Origin of the sequence: Paraburkholderia sediminicola, from assembly GCF_046027825.1 — a bacterium.
Classification (GTDB): Bacteria; Pseudomonadota; Gammaproteobacteria; order Burkholderiales; family Burkholderiaceae; genus Paraburkholderia; species Paraburkholderia sediminicola_D.
The window spans coordinates 1-14,310 of sequence record NZ_JAQQDU010000060.1; the positions used below are offsets into that span (position 1 = coordinate 1).

The 14,310-nt window shown below is 59.1% G+C and carries 14 protein-coding genes and 1 pseudogene; 7 read left to right on the forward strand and 8 right to left on the reverse strand.

Annotation, left to right across the window (positions count from 1 at the left end):
• Positions 1 to 204 precede the first annotated feature (204 nt).
• Positions 205 to 411, forward strand: a complete 207-nt coding sequence (locus PQQ96_RS27640) for a hypothetical protein (RefSeq protein ID WP_408298545.1) — start codon at positions 205 to 207, stop codon at positions 409 to 411.
• A 59-nt stretch (positions 412 to 470) separates the two neighbouring features.
• On the opposite strand, the gene PQQ96_RS27645 is transcribed toward PQQ96_RS27640, so the two are convergent.
• The 4 genes from PQQ96_RS27645 to PQQ96_RS27660 all read right to left on the reverse strand — a co-directional run bounded on the left by PQQ96_RS27645 (position 471) and on the right by PQQ96_RS27660 (position 4,402).
• Positions 471 to 740 (reverse strand): hypothetical protein, encoded by a 270-nt coding sequence (locus tag PQQ96_RS27645; protein WP_408298547.1) that lies wholly within the window; start codon positions 738 to 740, stop codon positions 471 to 473.
• A 151-nt stretch (positions 741 to 891) separates the two neighbouring features.
• Positions 892 to 1,176: a hypothetical protein gene (locus PQQ96_RS27650; RefSeq protein ID WP_408298549.1), complete on the reverse strand. Its 285-nt coding sequence runs from the start codon at positions 1,174 to 1,176 to the stop codon at positions 892 to 894.
• Positions 1,177 to 1,539: 363 nt separating this feature from the next.
• On the reverse strand, positions 1,540 to 2,289 hold the full coding sequence (locus tag PQQ96_RS27655) for a response regulator transcription factor (RefSeq protein ID WP_408298551.1): 750 nt from the start codon (positions 2,287 to 2,289) through the stop codon (positions 1,540 to 1,542).
• 250 nt (positions 2,290 to 2,539) lie between these two features.
• Complete coding sequence (locus PQQ96_RS27660) at positions 2,540 to 4,402, reverse strand: ATP-binding response regulator (RefSeq protein ID WP_408298553.1); 1,863 nt, start codon at positions 4,400 to 4,402, stop codon at positions 2,540 to 2,542.
• A gap of 242 nt (positions 4,403 to 4,644) precedes the next feature.
• Between PQQ96_RS27660 and PQQ96_RS27665 the strand changes: the two genes are divergently transcribed.
• The gene (locus PQQ96_RS27665; RefSeq protein WP_408298554.1) at positions 4,645 to 5,607 is read left to right on the forward strand and encodes a pseudouridine-5'-phosphate glycosidase; all 963 of its coding nucleotides are present in this window, start codon (positions 4,645 to 4,647) and stop codon (positions 5,605 to 5,607) included.
• Between the two features lie 51 nt (positions 5,608 to 5,658).
• Here the strand turns inward: PQQ96_RS27665 and PQQ96_RS27670 are convergent, their stop codons facing one another.
• From PQQ96_RS27670 to PQQ96_RS27685, 4 genes and pseudogenes are all read right to left on the reverse strand, one after another.
• Positions 5,659 to 6,687, reverse strand: a complete 1,029-nt coding sequence (locus PQQ96_RS27670) for a hypothetical protein (RefSeq protein WP_408298556.1) — start codon at positions 6,685 to 6,687, stop codon at positions 5,659 to 5,661.
• 184 nt (positions 6,688 to 6,871) lie between these two features.
• Positions 6,872 to 7,369, reverse strand: coding sequence for an LrgB family protein (locus tag PQQ96_RS27675; protein ID WP_408298558.1), 498 nt, complete (start codon positions 7,367 to 7,369; stop codon positions 6,872 to 6,874).
• Between the two features lie 18 nt (positions 7,370 to 7,387).
• Positions 7,388 to 8,940, reverse strand: a pseudogene (locus PQQ96_RS27680) (IS3 family transposase).
• Positions 8,941 to 9,366, reverse strand: coding sequence for a hypothetical protein (locus PQQ96_RS27685; protein ID WP_408298560.1), 426 nt, complete (start codon positions 9,364 to 9,366; stop codon positions 8,941 to 8,943).
• Positions 9,367 to 9,503: 137 nt separating this feature from the next.
• Here PQQ96_RS27685 and PQQ96_RS27690 point away from each other — a divergent pair, with 137 nt between their 5' ends.
• From PQQ96_RS27690 to PQQ96_RS27710, 5 genes are all read left to right on the forward strand, one after another.
• On the forward strand, positions 9,504 to 9,638 hold the full coding sequence (locus PQQ96_RS27690; protein ID WP_408298561.1) for a hypothetical protein: 135 nt from the start codon (positions 9,504 to 9,506) through the stop codon (positions 9,636 to 9,638).
• A gap of 589 nt (positions 9,639 to 10,227) precedes the next feature.
• Complete coding sequence (locus PQQ96_RS27695) at positions 10,228 to 10,383, forward strand: hypothetical protein (protein WP_408298563.1); 156 nt, start codon at positions 10,228 to 10,230, stop codon at positions 10,381 to 10,383.
• 433 nt (positions 10,384 to 10,816) lie between these two features.
• Positions 10,817 to 12,292: a hypothetical protein gene (locus tag PQQ96_RS27700; protein WP_408298565.1), complete on the forward strand. Its 1,476-nt coding sequence runs from the start codon at positions 10,817 to 10,819 to the stop codon at positions 12,290 to 12,292.
• Positions 12,289 to 13,767, forward strand: a complete 1,479-nt coding sequence (locus PQQ96_RS27705) for a hypothetical protein (RefSeq protein ID WP_408298567.1) — start codon at positions 12,289 to 12,291, stop codon at positions 13,765 to 13,767. Before PQQ96_RS27700 ends, PQQ96_RS27705 begins: the two co-directional genes overlap by 4 nt.
• A 44-nt stretch (positions 13,768 to 13,811) precedes the next feature.
• Positions 13,812 to 14,255, forward strand: a complete 444-nt coding sequence (locus PQQ96_RS27710; RefSeq protein WP_408298569.1) for a hypothetical protein — start codon at positions 13,812 to 13,814, stop codon at positions 14,253 to 14,255.
• Positions 14,256 to 14,310 lie beyond the last annotated feature (55 nt).

Genomic DNA, 14,310 nt, shown 5'->3' on the forward strand with positions numbered 1-14,310 from the left:
GTATGGGTCGGAAGGGGGGCCGGAAGCCATGGAAGGTTATCTGGTGACGAAGGCGGTTTCGGTTATGGCTGTGTAACGTCGACTGGGCGTTTCTTTCACGTTCTTTGCGACCCCGCTTCTGGCGATACCCGCGTGCTATGGTCTGTCCGGAATTGAGAAACAGGCATTCAAGGCCGACGGACGCGGGGAATGGAACGGTTCTTTATGCGGCGCGCCAGCGCCGTGATCATGTTGCTATATCACCGCCGCGACTGGCAGGGAAAGATTGCGGCCGTCGCGAGCGGCAACGTCGAAAGGGAAATGCTCGAAATCGAATCGATAGACCGGCTGGTGCTCGACGTCCGCGCCGGTCGGATTCGTACATTCGAACTGACCGATCCAAAAGCCGTTGAAGTGAACGTCATTGACTAACGGCTGGTTGAAGGCATTTATCGCTAGCGAGTTGGCTGATCGCGACACAGCCACCCAGGTTAGCTACCCTGATAAATATCGCACGACAGACCCACCACGCACGGTTGACCGTCTCGGGTTTTGCCGTAGCCATTTCGTCCGCCCGGTTGGGCTCCATAGTCCCACGTACTGCCGCCGTCCATCGGCATCGCCTGCTGCGATGAATTGATTGGCTGCTGACTGGATGAGTGGCTAGTGACGTCTGACGGCTGCATTTCCTGAGCGTCGGCAGCGCCGGCCGCGGTGAGCAGGAATAGCACGACGGTTACAGCCAGGGGTTGCACTTTCATATCTTTACCTTTCGTCATCAACGCGTTGCGTTAGCGACGCCGAACTTGAAACTGGCGCAGCTATTCGAACGCAAGCTTCGCGACCGCCCAACCGCTCTTTACGACGCCCATTCCGCTTGCTCCTGAAGCCGTCGCGCCTCTCGTGCGCCTGTTAGCTCCCTCCGAAGAAAACGTTGCACTGTGGATCCACCCGGCACGGTCTGGCATGGCTTGCACCGCTTTGTACCCGTGTGTCGGGCGTACCGCCGTATGCTTCCATCCCCGCACTCGGGTCAGAGGTTTGGGTCGCGGCGTTTTCTTGCGTGGCGGGTTGAGAGGTTTGTGGTGTGCCTTGCGAATGCGCAACACCGGCCATGACAAACAGCACGACAGCGGATGCAACTATCAGGGGAGATTTCATGTTGGTTCCTTTATCCACGTTGAGTTTTCCGTTCATGCGATTCGTTATTCGCGTTTCGCACGAGCCAACGCCGGTTCAGCTCATCACGACGAGCAACCGTTCCGGGTGCACTTGACGAATGCCCCCTCAGCGTTGCTGTCATATTCATTCTTGGTCAGGCGAAACGCCGTCGCAACGCACATGTGTAGGCGGTGGACAGCAATCGTCGGCGAAAGATGTATGCACTAACACCGCCGTGGGCGGAGTGATAGCCGGCAGGGTGCCGAATGGGGAACGGCTTCGCGTAGATGTGGGGACACGGACGTAGGTATCGCGCACGAGTATCGGGACGCGACATTCGCCGAGTACGATCAGATTGACATGCCTGATCGCGATCGATCGAAAGCACGCTGGCTGAAGTCAGTGGGTTGGGTGCTCGCCGGCAGCCGGCAGGTTTCGGTCAAGCGCCGGATCCGTGACCGGCGGGACGCCAAGCTTGATCCCTCTATCCGCCAGCATGACGATGAGTTCGGTACGGCGCCGCAGATTGAAATGCGCAAGCAGATGACTGACGTATTTCCGGATCGTAATGTCCTCGAGCCCCATTCTCAGGGCAATCGCCTTGGACGGAAGTCCGCGCACCAGCCACGCCAATGTTTCGAACTCTCTCGGTGTGAGTCCCAGCTCGGATGCATTGCTCGTTTCCGATTTAACGTGCGGCTGTCTATCCTCAGGTCCATTTGCCGGAGCCTTGTCAGTGTCCATATCACGACTGAGGCTGGCGATGCTGGAGGCTGGAAGGAACACGCCCCCCGCAAGCACCGCGCTTATCGCGGCACGAAGCGCTTCAGGCGGCGACGATTTGGGCACGTATCCCATGGCGCGAAGCTGGATGCATCGACTGATGGTTTCCACTCGCTCATCGGCCGATATCACGATCACCGGTAACGACGGTCGCGACGCCTTCAATTCGGCAAGCGCATTGCAACCGTTGCCATCGGGCAGGTCGAGATCGAGAAAAACGATATTCAGTAGCTCGCCAAGCGCGTGATTTACCCCCTGCAACAATGTGCTCGCGTGCAGCAATTCGATGTCCGGAAAGAGCTCCGTCAGTAGAAGCGCCAATCCGGCTCTGAACAGTTCATGGTCGTCGACGATCAGTACGCGCATTCCGTCGTCTCCTGGAACTGTCTTCGAGCCGAGCTGTGATCACACATCGGAGGATGGCTAAACCGGTAGTAATCGTCAGATGTCTTCAGGTCAGATAGTACGCAGTGGCGGCTGATCTATATGGCGTTGCCTGAAAAGTGGCGGTTTTCGCCCATCATTAGACGAATTAAGCGTACCAAGCGTGCCAATAGGACCACCGAGGGACCACCGCGGGACCACCGCGGGACCACCGCGCTCGGGACGCTTGCAGTCACTGATCCTTCGCGAGATCGAGTTTCATCTTCCGCTGAGCGCTCACGTACCGGCTGATCTCCGCCAGCAGGTCTTTGGGGGCAGAGGACTTGCGCAATAGCACGAACGGTTCGGGGAAGTCGCGAAGGACGTGATCGGACAGCAGCTCGCCGGTGATAAATGCGACGGGAATAACGCCCGCCCACGCGAAATGACGCCTGATCCGATTAGCAACCTCCTTGCCGGTGGCTCCGTCGCGCAGACGGATGTCGGCGACGATGAGATCGGGAATGCGGCTGTCATCGGCAAGGATGGCTTCGAATCCCGCCATCGACTCGGCGGCGTACACGAGCGCGCCCGCGCTTGAGAAAAGACGCCTCAGGCCTTCGAGGACGGTAGGTTCATCGTCGCACAGGAGCATGAATGTGCCAGTGAGATCGGCCGTGTAGACGTCGCCATCCTGCGCATCTGCCCCGACGCTCGGGGTTGATGCCGAAACCGTCGCGTAAAGGGAAAAGCGCGATCCGCGCCCTTCCACGGAGGCGAAACTCATGCTGTGTCCCGGCAGAATATGGATCGCACGATGCACAATCGACAGCCCCAGTCCCAGCCCTTTCGAACGGTCGCGCCCCGGATTGTTGATCTGATAGTACTCGGAGAAGATCGCGTCCCGATGGGCGGGCGCAATACCGATGCCGGTATCCCAGACATCGACGCGCAGCCGTTCATTCAGTTGCACCCAGCCAAGCACAACGCCACCCGATGACGTGTTCTTGATCGCGTTCGAGACGAGATTCGAGACGGACCGCTTGAAGAGCGATCGGTCGGTCTCGATGGACGGCGGGTACCTTCGCCGTCCCGCGATTCTTAGATCGATGCCACGCAATCGGGCTGTCTCCCGGTATTGCTCGAAGACCTCGGTCAATAGGCCGTGGGTATCGACCGGTACGACATGGGGAACATATGAACCCAGCTCGCTGTAGTCCTGAATGTCCTTGAACATGTCGAGGATGTCGGACGCGGTCTCCTCGATGACATCAAGCTCGCGATCCACGGTGTATCCGCTCCTGATCCTCGTCCGGGCGCTTCGGATGAAAAGGTTGATTGCGGCGAGAGGCTGCTGGATGTCGTGATACGCCGATGAAAAGAATCGCTCTTTCTCCCTGACGAGCTCTTGCATGCGTCTGTTCTGCTCGTTGACCGCGCGCGACGCCGCTTCGACGCGCGCCTTGGCCGCGCGCAAGGTGCGCCGGTAGATGAATTCGCGCCTCGCGGCACGTTCCAGCGGGATGCTGAGCAGCACGCCGACGACAGCCATCAACGGCAGCATCGTGGCGTGCGCAGCGACCGACTCCACGCGCAGTTCGACACTCCCGCCGACGGGTTTGAAATAAAGCATGATCAGATAGCTGACGATGCATATCCCGATTAGCCAGGCCGCCGTGATGACCCGAAGCCGAAAGGCCATGAATATCACGAAAAGACAAAGCATCAGCACCGGATAGACTTCCCGCCAGCCAAGGTCGCCCGGATAGAACTGCAGCATTCTCAGGGTGGCGAACCAGCAACTGATCGTCCAGACACTGAGCAGCCCAACGGCCCAACGCTCATCGAGCGCGCGCGGGGTCCAGAACAGCACGGGAATCGCCATTCCGATCGCTGCGGCGACTCGCAGGAGAATGAGCTCGTTGTGGTGCAGATGGGCGGGATCGAGTACGTTTAACCGCGGGAAGTCGCGGATGGAAAATACGACCCACAACGCGGTGAAGATTGCGATGGCGAGTCTGCGCTGTCCGGAGAACCGTCGCGCGTAGTCCCACCGGAACGCGCGCTCCTGAGCCGCCGAGCTGAACCTGCGCACCCTGAGGCCTGACGATCGCATGACGACGCTCGATCAGGAAATTCGCCGCCTGCGGATAGGGCAGCGTGCAATTTAAACAGAATAGCAGGGCGCGATCCAAAGCTATACATACAAATGTAGTGATCTGGATGCCAGGCGTTCGCTCTCACGGCTGCCGAGGCGTCGGTGGTAAAGATCGAGTTGGCGCTCGCGCTGCAGCGCGCGACCCGTGGACCAGCCTTGTGTTGCATACTTAAGCGAATCACATCAACGGATACATCGACATGGTCGCGGACCTTGCACACTCGTGGTTGACCTACAGCGCACCTGTGGCCGCTGCACAGGCCGCCGGCCGCCCGCTTGTGGCGCTGGAATCGACCATCGTCGCTCACGGCATGCCCTATCCGGAGAACGTTCGCACGGCGCGCGAAGTGGAGGCCTTGATCCGTGACCTGGGCGCCGAGCCCGCGACTATCGCACTGATCGGCGGGCGAATCCGCATCGGCCTTTCGGACGACGAACTGGAACTGCTCGGCCGCTCGGACCAGGTACACAAGGTCAGCCGCCGCGACTTGCCGGCAGTGCTGGCCGACGGAGGGCTTGGCGCCACGACAGTCGCTGGCACGATGATATGTGCCGCTCTCGCCGGCATCGAGGTCTTCGTTACCGGAGGCATTGGCGGTGTGCACCGAGGCGCGCCGGAAACCTTCGACATTTCAGCCGACCTGCAGGAACTGGCAAAGACCTCGGTGGCGGTGGTCTGTGCCGGTGCGAAGTCCATCCTGGACATCGGGCTCACGTTGGAATACCTGGAGACACACGGCGTGCCGGTGCTCAGTTGCGAGCAAGACAACTTCGCTGCGTTTTACACGCGCGACAGCGGCTTTCGCGCGGACTTCAGGCTGGACGACGCGGCACAGCAGGCACGCTTCATCCGCACCAAGTGGGACTTGGGCCTCGTGGGCGGCGTGGTGTTGAGCACTCCGGTGCCGGAAGCGGCAGCGATGAGCGTCGAAGAGATCGACACGCTGACTCAGCAGGCGCTCGCCGAGGCCACAGCGAAAGGAATTGCCGGCAAGGCCGTGACACCCTTCCTGCTAGCTCGCATCAAGGCACTGACGAGTGGACGCAGCCTTGCGACAAACATCGCACTCGTCAAACACAATGCCGAGGTGGGGGCAAGGCTGGCGCTGGCGTTGGCACACGCAGCGAACGACGATAACCGAGATCTCCGACCGTCCCGTTAGTTAGCTGATTAGCTGATTAGCTGATTAACGGATTTTCCGATTTCGTCCGTTTCATTGATCATCGTCATTTCCATCATGTTGCCGGCCACCTCTCGACCGGACCGCGATCCCGCCCAGGGTGACTGGACCTGGGGTGGAGTCCTCGATGACCTGAGACGGCGCCACATTGCCCCTTGCCCCCGGCGCGAACGCGAGAATGCGCAGGTTTGGCTCGGCATCAAGGAGCCGCCCGTCCGAGGAGATGGCGATCTTGTTTCCCGGTAAGCCAGAGCCAGTGATTCCGGTGGCTGGACCGCTGATTGTCCGTACCGGCGCCACGTCGCCGTTCGCCTTGGCGGCGAAAACGCTCACCTGGATCTGCGTCACGTCCGCGGTCTGGTTGTAGACGAATAACTCGTCCGTACGCGGATCGACAGCGATCGTCATGTTGTTCCTTGCAAAAAGTCCGGCCCCCGGCAGCAGGCCGGTTTTGCTACCCGTGAGGCTGCGCAGAAGCGGCGGGGAGGTCATGCTCCGACGCGTGCCAAACGTGTCGATGATCGCCGCGCCCCGTATGTCGTAACCCGCAATCAGCAGATTGTCCTCGCTGTCGATCGCAATGCTCACGTACTGGACGATATTCGGATCTGTAATGTGAATCGCGTTGGTCACAGGCCCAGAGCTGTTGGCGGGAGCGACCAGCACCCCCGCCTCCGAGGGGCGAACGGTCAGGACGAAGTCGTTGAGGTGGGAATCCACCGCGATGCTGAGCAGGTCATTTGTTATCGTCAACATGAACGACCGACTGGGTGCCTCATTGCCCTCGGCCTTCCGCGGAAAGATGTCGACGGTGCTGTCGGTAAGAAACTGCGCGACGTGAAAGGCGTCCTTCTGGTCGATCACCGTCGCTCCAGCGGTCATGAGGGTGGTGAGCGGCCCTTGCAGCACCTGGCAGGGCTCGGTCGCTCCGTTGGCACGCAAGGAGTAACCGCGAATCTGATCACCGAGAATGAGGAAGACGGCGTCGTTGGGGCAGGCGGCGTGCGCCAGTTGGACCCCGAACAGCATACTGACGACGGCGACACATAGCGCGGGTTTCATGACACGCCTCCTTGGTCATATAGTGCGAATGCGCTAATCAAGCATAGACCCGTTGGAGGCCGAACGGAGTTCCGCCAGTTCGAGCCTGTGTTTCGGTGGCAGGCTGAAACGGTGGATGCAACACACTAAGACTGCGCGAGCAGAAGCCGTGTTGCAAATAAAGCTGCGAAATGGATCTGTCGCGTCAGAAAAAGCCGCTCAGGATCGGATAAATAATTGGCAGGGCAAACGACGTCAGAACACCGTTCAGGCCCATCCCGAGGCCTGCAAATGCGCCGGCTTCTTCACTCATCTGCAACGCACGAGCAGTGCCGATTCCATGGGACGCGACACCCAGTGCGAAGCCACCCAGGTCGTGCCTCGACACGTGAATCAACTTCAAAAGGCCGCTGCCGATCACCGCGCCAGTGATGCCGGTCATGATCACAAGGACGACCGTCAGCGACGGTAACCCGCCGATTTTCTCGGAAATGCGGATAGCAATTCCTGCCGTCACGCTCTTCGGAGCAATAGTGGCAAGTATTTGACCCGTGGCCCCCAGGAGCCTTGGGATCAAAATGGCCGATGAGATACCCATCGCACACCCCGCCACAAGTGCGCCAGCCAACTGCGGGGCTAGCCGGCGCAATTTAGGCAATTGTCGGTGCATCGGTATAGCGAGCGCGACGACGGCGGTTGTCAACGTACTTGTCGTGTCACTTCAAGCAAACTGCTTTAGTTTTTCCGGCTGCATGCGCTCCGGATTGAGCCAGACTTCATCCTTCAATTCCCAATTACGCGTCGATCGGGACCAACGCCGTGGATTGCGCTCCCTAGCCTCTGCATAAACGGCTTCACGTTGCGCGAGCACTGCGGCGGCTACGCCGTTGTGGCGCTGCGCCGGCGTAACGAATTTCAGGCCGCTATGTTTGTGCTCCTGGTTGTACCAACGCACGAACTTCTGCGTCCAGGCCCGGGCCTCATCCACGCTGCCGAACGGCCTGCGCGGGTAGTCGGGCCGGTACTTGCAGGTGCGGAACAGCGACTCTGCGTACGGGTTGTCATTACTCACACGCGGCCGGCTAAACGAGGCCGCGACCCCCAAGTTCTCCAGAGTGGCAAGCATCGTCGCACCCTTCATCGGGCTGCCGTTATCCGAGTGCTGCACCAGAGGACGTCCTGCCAGGCCCTCGGCCAGACTGGCACGCCGCATCAGCAACGCGGCCAGTTCCGCCGATTCGGCTTCATGCACTTCGTGAGCAACAATCTTACGGCTGAACACGTCCAGCATCATGTACCAGTAGTAGTACTGTCATTTGACCGCCGCCGGCAGCCACGTGATGTCCCACGACCAAACCTGATTCGGCGCTGTCGCACAATGACTGGTCACCACCCGGGTCGAAGGCTTGCGCGCACGACCCCGATGATGCTGCTGCGAGGCGCTGCGCAGCACGCGATAAAAGCTCGATTCCGACGCGACATACACGCCGCGATCCGCCAGGCTTGGCACGATCTGACTGGGCGGCAGGCTGGCAAACTCCGCACTATTGGCTACCTCAAGAATCTGTTGCCGTTCGGCCTCACTCAGTTGGTTACCCGGCGGCGGCCGTTCGGTCGTGGTACGGCCATCGGCGCGCACCGCGTCACCGTCACCCACCCAGCGCTGGAACGTGCGCAAGCTCACGCCCAGCTCGTCGCAAGCGTTCTCCAGCCGACAGCCCGACTGCGCCGCCTCGCGTATCAACGATATACATAACAGGCGATCCGGGACGTTGATCAATCGTCCTCTTTGTCTCCCCCGATCGCCTGGGCTTTTTTTCTCAGAATCAGCAGCGCAGTCGCTTCCGCCAGCGCCTTCTCCTTGCGCTGCAATTCCTTCTCGAGCTGCTGGATGCGCTTCCTGTCCTCTTTCGACTGATGGCGTTGCTCTCGTGCCTGCTCCGTGACATTCGCATTGGCCGAACGGCAAGCGGCTCGCCAGGCGGAGATCTGTTCTGGATAAAGACCTTTTCGACGGCAATACTCGGCCAGCTCCGCTGCATTGAGCGGCGCGGTTTCCAGCACTACTGCAAACTTGTCCTCCGAAGACCATCCTTCGGGATTCTTCCCATCGCCCGGCACGGCCAACCCTTGTCCTTTCGCCTGTCGGCGCCACGTGTACAACGTCTGTTCGGTAATTCCCGTTTCTCTGGCCAGCGCCGAAACCAGCGCGTTTTCCGGCGGCATCATGCGCCGCACCAGCGCTTCTTTTCTTTCTGCTGAGTAGGTTTTCATTCACCCTGATTTTACCGCCCCCGGACCATGTCTATAAGAATCAGATAACACGACAAGTAGTCTGACGCCGGGGGTAACCGGAACGACCGCGACATCGCCGAGCATGATCACCTGGTGTGTTGCGATGTTGTTAGACCAGTCCTGTTCGTCGTAGTCCTGCACCTTCGTGAAATAGTCACTGTCGCCGGGCAGCTTGTTGTGGCGGTAGGCGTTCCGAAGTCCGTCGACCGTTGCCTTGGTCACGTAGACATAAATGCCCTTGTCCAACAACGGATAGGTATCTTTAGATTCCAACTTGATATACCAAGCATAAAACGCCTTCGTGCTTGCATCAGGAGTAGCGCTATCCGCAAACGCCCCTTGCTGGAAAAGCAAACCGCCAACCAGCAGCAGTACCGACACGGCGAGGGTCAATAGCTTCTTCATCTTTCGTCTCAGTTGTATCGATAAATTTTGTATACCGGCTGCGATTGTCGATAAGACGTGCCCGGATAGAAGCCTTGCGAGCCTAGGTGCGTTTGCTTGAAATCAGATACCCATATGGAGCCGTCAAAGATCGCCATGTGCCCTGCAGGATTTCCCGGGGCTGGCTGTATCACGATCACATCGCCTATCTGCGGATCGCCGACCGCTTAACGAAAGCCGACGGCCTCGAGAAGTGGGCCGTAGTCTTTGGCGTAGTGAGCGTGGTGCAATGAGATTCCGCCCGATTCGATTGCCTTGCGCACGTACCTTGCACAGTTGCCAGTGCTGTGTGATTCCGCATGGTTATCCGCATAGGTCGCTGCTGAAGATTTATCGAACGGCATTCTTATCTCCCTTAACGATTGAGTTGGAACGCTAACACATGGGATTCGTCGTCGTTGTTAAATTCGGTCTGGAACGGCAATGTTATGCGAGTTGCATTGCACCTCGGACTGTTAATGGCGGCATCGCTGAGTGGGTTAGTTGCTTCCTTCGGAAGCAGCGGTGTCTCGGTCGTTTCCGGTATGAGGCCGATGACTTTCACGGCAGCTTTGGAAAACCGCAGACCGGCCGAGTGAGAAGTTGGTTACAGGTCCAAATCCTTGACATTCATCACGGCGTCGTAGCGCTTAGCGACGTGGACCAGTCGTTTGATTCACACCGACGACGGTCAAACGCTACCAGGCGGCCGTTTGTCCGAGTCGAGGGGTTGCCACTACCCGTCGACAATGGCCGACGAAGCGTTGGTGCGAACCGCCCCGGACGGCGACCGGTCATCGGTCTTCGCGGGCGTTCGATTCATTGCTGAAGTTCCGATTTCGAATGGTGGCTTTTGAGAACATCGAGCATGCGCGATTGCTCCTAGCAACAGTCATTAGGCTCAAGCGCGTCAACGGCGGTTTTCTTGCCGTAACGGGTGGTATCTCGATCGGCGGCGGCGCCCAATCAGCGATGGCTTTGCTCATCTCGGGAAAATGATTAATTTGAGCTTGACGGGCGGCTAAACGGATAACGAAAACGTTTGCGCCGCACATTCGAAGCGAGGTTCAACTTGCAAATTTTCACGTTGTTCCATCTGTCGGGTGGAGACCAATAGAAAGTACTCGCTTAGCCCCTAAAGTGTTTCCATAAAATGCCGATAACTCCTTTGTGCGTCATTTAGGTGGGCCCGGGTGATTCGCCGCCAGCAGCTTTTTTGAGCCTGCCGTTTCAGAATTCGCCAGTGAAGTTTCATGTGCGGACGTCCTGATACGGACAAAGACGTTATTGATCATCGCGTTGATATGCTTCGCGAAAAATGCTGAGACCGGTCGATTCGTTAAGAACCGGCTCACCACGCCAGATGCGATTAGGCGGTCTGATGGCACATTCGCCGGAAAGCGCGAAATCAGGCCGCGGCTGAGAGAGAAGAATGAAAGAGAAGGATGGTGAATGGGCGCTGCCCTCGGGGTCATGGCAGCAAACCAATGAAGCGTTCGCATTGGCCGAAACGGCGCGCGGTCGCCCTGTATCTGCACATGTTTCGGCGGTCGATGTAGCCGGCTTCTTGGGCGCTGCCTTCGACGACGCAAGGCCGCCACGTTTCTATCCGCCGGAGTTCACGCATTCGCCGTTGACAGGTAAGTCTCTCGGCGCCCCTCCCGTCAGCGCCGCAATCGGTTGGGCGCCGCCATTCGGTAATGCGCCGATGAATACCGGAAGTGCGACCGACGCACGCGGACTACGTCGCACTCAGCGCACACTCGCGCTCAGCGATCTCAAAGCGCGTCGCGCCGAATCAGAACCCGACCGCACTATAGAGTTGCCGCCACCCGGCGAGTATCAGTTCTTCTCGGCACCTTTCGCGTCGAATGCCGCTTCGTTGATCGCGCTCGATCCGGCCACGGCTTCGCTGTTCGTGTGGTTGGCCGGTTCACGCGAATGGTTGCCGCTCGAACGCGCCAGCCATTCGCTCCTCGACGAATGCCGTCTTCCGCATCATGCTTGGCGAGCCGAGATTGCAAAGTCCGCCAACGCGCCTGCGAGCAGCCTGTTCGTGCCGACGCAATCCGGGTTGGCGTGTATCACACCCGATGCCGCCTCGCTCAGCTATGACGTCGAGCATATCGGCAATGCGCCCGCGGTTGGTTCGCCCATCGCGTTCGACAACCTGATCTGGGTTCCCCTGCAAGCCGCAAACGCCGCGATCAGGTTCATCGGTGTCGATGCTGAGGGAACCCTGAAAGGCGAAGTCACCTTCGAAGGCGCAGTGAACGTCGACGGCATCGGTTTGCCGGTGTCATACAGCCGCGGTGCGGTCTGGGTTTGCGGTGACGGGCAGTTGCGTCTGCAAAAGCAGAACGACGGCGTGGTCAACGCGAGCTTTTCGCCGTGGCCGGACCACGTGAGTCCTCGCTTCGAGTTTGGCAGCCCCTATCTCGCCAGTGACGGCGCTTTCTGGCAGTTCTGCTTCAACACAGCCACTGAGCGCTATGTGTGCGTGCGTATTGATCGTCGTGAAGCGGAGATCGTCGACGCAATGACGCCCCGTCTATGTTCGGGCATGATCAATTTCCGCTTCGGTTCGATGACAAGAACACCGCCGTGGGAAGAGCCCGAACATGCGGACGACGCAGCTTCCAATGAATTCGTCATCCCGCTGCTGGAATCTTCAGTAGGTGACGGGGTCATCGGCCTGCGTGTCGCGAGCGATGTCGGCATTGAGAACGCGCTCCACTCGAAAGAGCGCACGCCATACACCTTGTGCTTCGACAGCAGCGACAACGAAGTACGCTTCTTTAGCGGGAACACCCCGGAGCCGTGGCGCACGAGGTTGTTCATTCACGACGGCGCGCTGTGGGCCTATCACTCACGCGTCCGGCGCATTCATGGTTGGAAACTCGCATGAAAAAATGGCTTCGCATCGCCATTGGTGCAATGGCGATGGGTGCGTTCGGTTGCGCGTCCGCCGCCGGCGTCCAGCAGGCGTTCCTCGTTCAGAACTCGGGATGGATGGAGCCGTTCTATACGGATACAGCTTCGCAGTTCAAGCCGCTTGTAACGGCAGTCGCACAGGCGGTCACGTCCGTCGATGATCCGGTCTTCCTGCTGGCGTTTAGTCAGAGCAGCGGGGCGAATGTTTCGCCTCAACTGCTCGAGGCGGGCAAAGGTGCATCCGACTTCGGGGCGCGACTGGGACCTCTCGACGTTGCACACAAGGGCGCTAGCGCCGCCCTTGCCGATACGGATTTCAAGGAAGCGATCGTCAAGACGATCACCGGTCCGTTCAGGTCCACGTCCGGCATCTTGTGGATATTTACAAATAACAAGAACAGCCCAGGCAACGATCAGGCCACGGCCGCGCGCAATCTCGACTTCTACAAACTGCTTCATCTCGAGCCTTCGATTACGAAAACCCTCGTCTTTCCGCTCCGGATGCCGGTCAAGGGGCGGCTCTACGAAGCGCAGGGATTGATGGTCTACGCGCTCGCTTATGGTGAACCAGCTGCACAGGAACTGGATCGAATCCTGAAAGAGGGACGTCTGTCTCAGGTTTTGACGCGCCCACCGGCACGGCTCAAGCCACTCGACTTCGACGCACTGCGGATCGTGCCGGAATCGATCGCTAACTCCCCCGACGTACACACAAGTCTTGCCGCCGATCAGCGCACGCTGGTGCTCGACGTGGATGCGGGCAAGGTCGTCCCGACAGTCGTATTGCGCGCGTCGCTCCAGAACCTGTTCTATCCGTACGTCATCCAGCATGCCGCCATAAAGGCGACTTTGACAATTCCGGAGCGGTCGGTGCCGGTCGAAGTATCGCCTTCGACGGTCACGGGCTTGCAGCCAGGACAACGCGAATCCGTCGAAGTGCGCCTTGTTCTCCCTGTCGAAAAGGTGCCGTCCGCGTGGTCCGTGCAGGCCCTTTCCGCGATGGGAAAACAGGTTCTGGTGCCGATGACGGTGAAACTCGATCTCAGTGACCAGCAGCTTGGACTTTCGGACGAGTTCAAGTCGGAGCTGAATCGTGAGTTTCCGGGCGATCCAATCTCAAGCATCTTCGCTGCGCCGTCGAGCGTGCGTGCCTCGCAGGCTTTCGTTCCCGTTGTGTTGCGTATCCAGTATCCATTGTTACCGGTATTGCTCGTCATTGTTGCCGTACTCGCACTGGTAGGCGCGCTCGTGACGATTACGCTCCTATCCGGCCGCGGCAGGCGATATTCGCTCGTCGTCGATGACGTGCATCGGCACGTCGTGCTGAAACCTTTCGCGAACCTCCAACTTCGAGACGAGAACGGCACGCTGATCGGGACGGTCAAGCGCGGACTGGGCCGTCCCAAGGTGCTCAAGGTCGCCGATGGCCATTCGTTGAGTTTCAGATAACCAACCACACTAACCAACCTATTGATTTGCCAGGAGCAAACCAGATGGCGCAAGACCAGAAAGACCAGAGCGGGTTCGCATTGCCCGCACCGCAAACCGCTGGCGCGAGTGCGGCCAGTGCCGCCAACGTGACCAGTACGAGCAGCAGTGTGACGCAAACGCAAATCGTCACGTCGACTACGGCCGAACTGAGCGTTGACACCTCGTCCCGCGACCTGATGATCGGTGGCGCGATCCTGCTGGTGCTGTTCGTCGCGTTCTTCTTCGCCAAGGGTGCCTACGCGAACACGCTCGTTTCAAAGCGTGTGCCGCCGAACAAGGCAAATGCGGCGGGTTGGTGGCTCTTTGTGTTCCTCGCAAGCCTTGCTGTCGGTGTGGTGTTGTCGGCCGTGAATCCTGCGAAGTTTCTGGCGCCGCTAATCATTGGACCGCTCGCCGTTGTCGCGGTCGTTGCTATCGTTCTCATGATTCTGTCGAGTCGCAAGTAGGCAGCACCGTCCTCGAAGAAATCACCCAGATGCGCACGACGCGCGGACAGTTCAA

Excerpts from the sequence above, each read along its gene's own strand:
- PQQ96_RS27705 (WP_408298567.1), top strand. The coding sequence starts at position 12,289 with ATGAAAAAATGGCTTCGCATCGCCATTGGTGCAATGGCGATGGGTGCG.
- PQQ96_RS27685 (WP_408298560.1), bottom strand. The coding sequence starts at position 9,366 with ATGAAGAAGCTATTGACCCTCGCCGTGTCGGTACTGCTGCTGGTTGGC.
- PQQ96_RS27670 (WP_408298556.1), bottom strand. The coding sequence starts at position 6,687 with ATGAAACCCGCGCTATGTGTCGCCGTCGTCAGTATGCTGTTCGGGGTC.
- PQQ96_RS27665 (WP_408298554.1), top strand. The coding sequence starts at position 4,645 with ATGGTCGCGGACCTTGCACACTCGTGGTTGACCTACAGCGCACCTGTG.
- PQQ96_RS27645 (WP_408298547.1), bottom strand. The coding sequence starts at position 740 with ATGAAAGTGCAACCCCTGGCTGTAACCGTCGTGCTATTCCTGCTCACC.
- PQQ96_RS27655 (WP_408298551.1), bottom strand. The coding sequence starts at position 2,289 with ATGCGCGTACTGATCGTCGACGACCATGAACTGTTCAGAGCCGGATTG.
- PQQ96_RS27710 (WP_408298569.1), top strand. The coding sequence starts at position 13,812 with ATGGCGCAAGACCAGAAAGACCAGAGCGGGTTCGCATTGCCCGCACCG.
- PQQ96_RS27695 (WP_408298563.1), top strand. The coding sequence starts at position 10,228 with ATGGTGGCTTTTGAGAACATCGAGCATGCGCGATTGCTCCTAGCAACA.
- PQQ96_RS27660 (WP_408298553.1), bottom strand. The coding sequence starts at position 4,402 with ATGCGATCGTCAGGCCTCAGGGTGCGCAGGTTCAGCTCGGCGGCTCAG.
- PQQ96_RS27650 (WP_408298549.1), bottom strand. The coding sequence starts at position 1,176 with ATGAACGGAAAACTCAACGTGGATAAAGGAACCAACATGAAATCTCCC.
- PQQ96_RS27640 (WP_408298545.1), top strand. The coding sequence starts at position 205 with ATGCGGCGCGCCAGCGCCGTGATCATGTTGCTATATCACCGCCGCGAC.
- PQQ96_RS27700 (WP_408298565.1), top strand. The coding sequence starts at position 10,817 with ATGAAAGAGAAGGATGGTGAATGGGCGCTGCCCTCGGGGTCATGGCAG.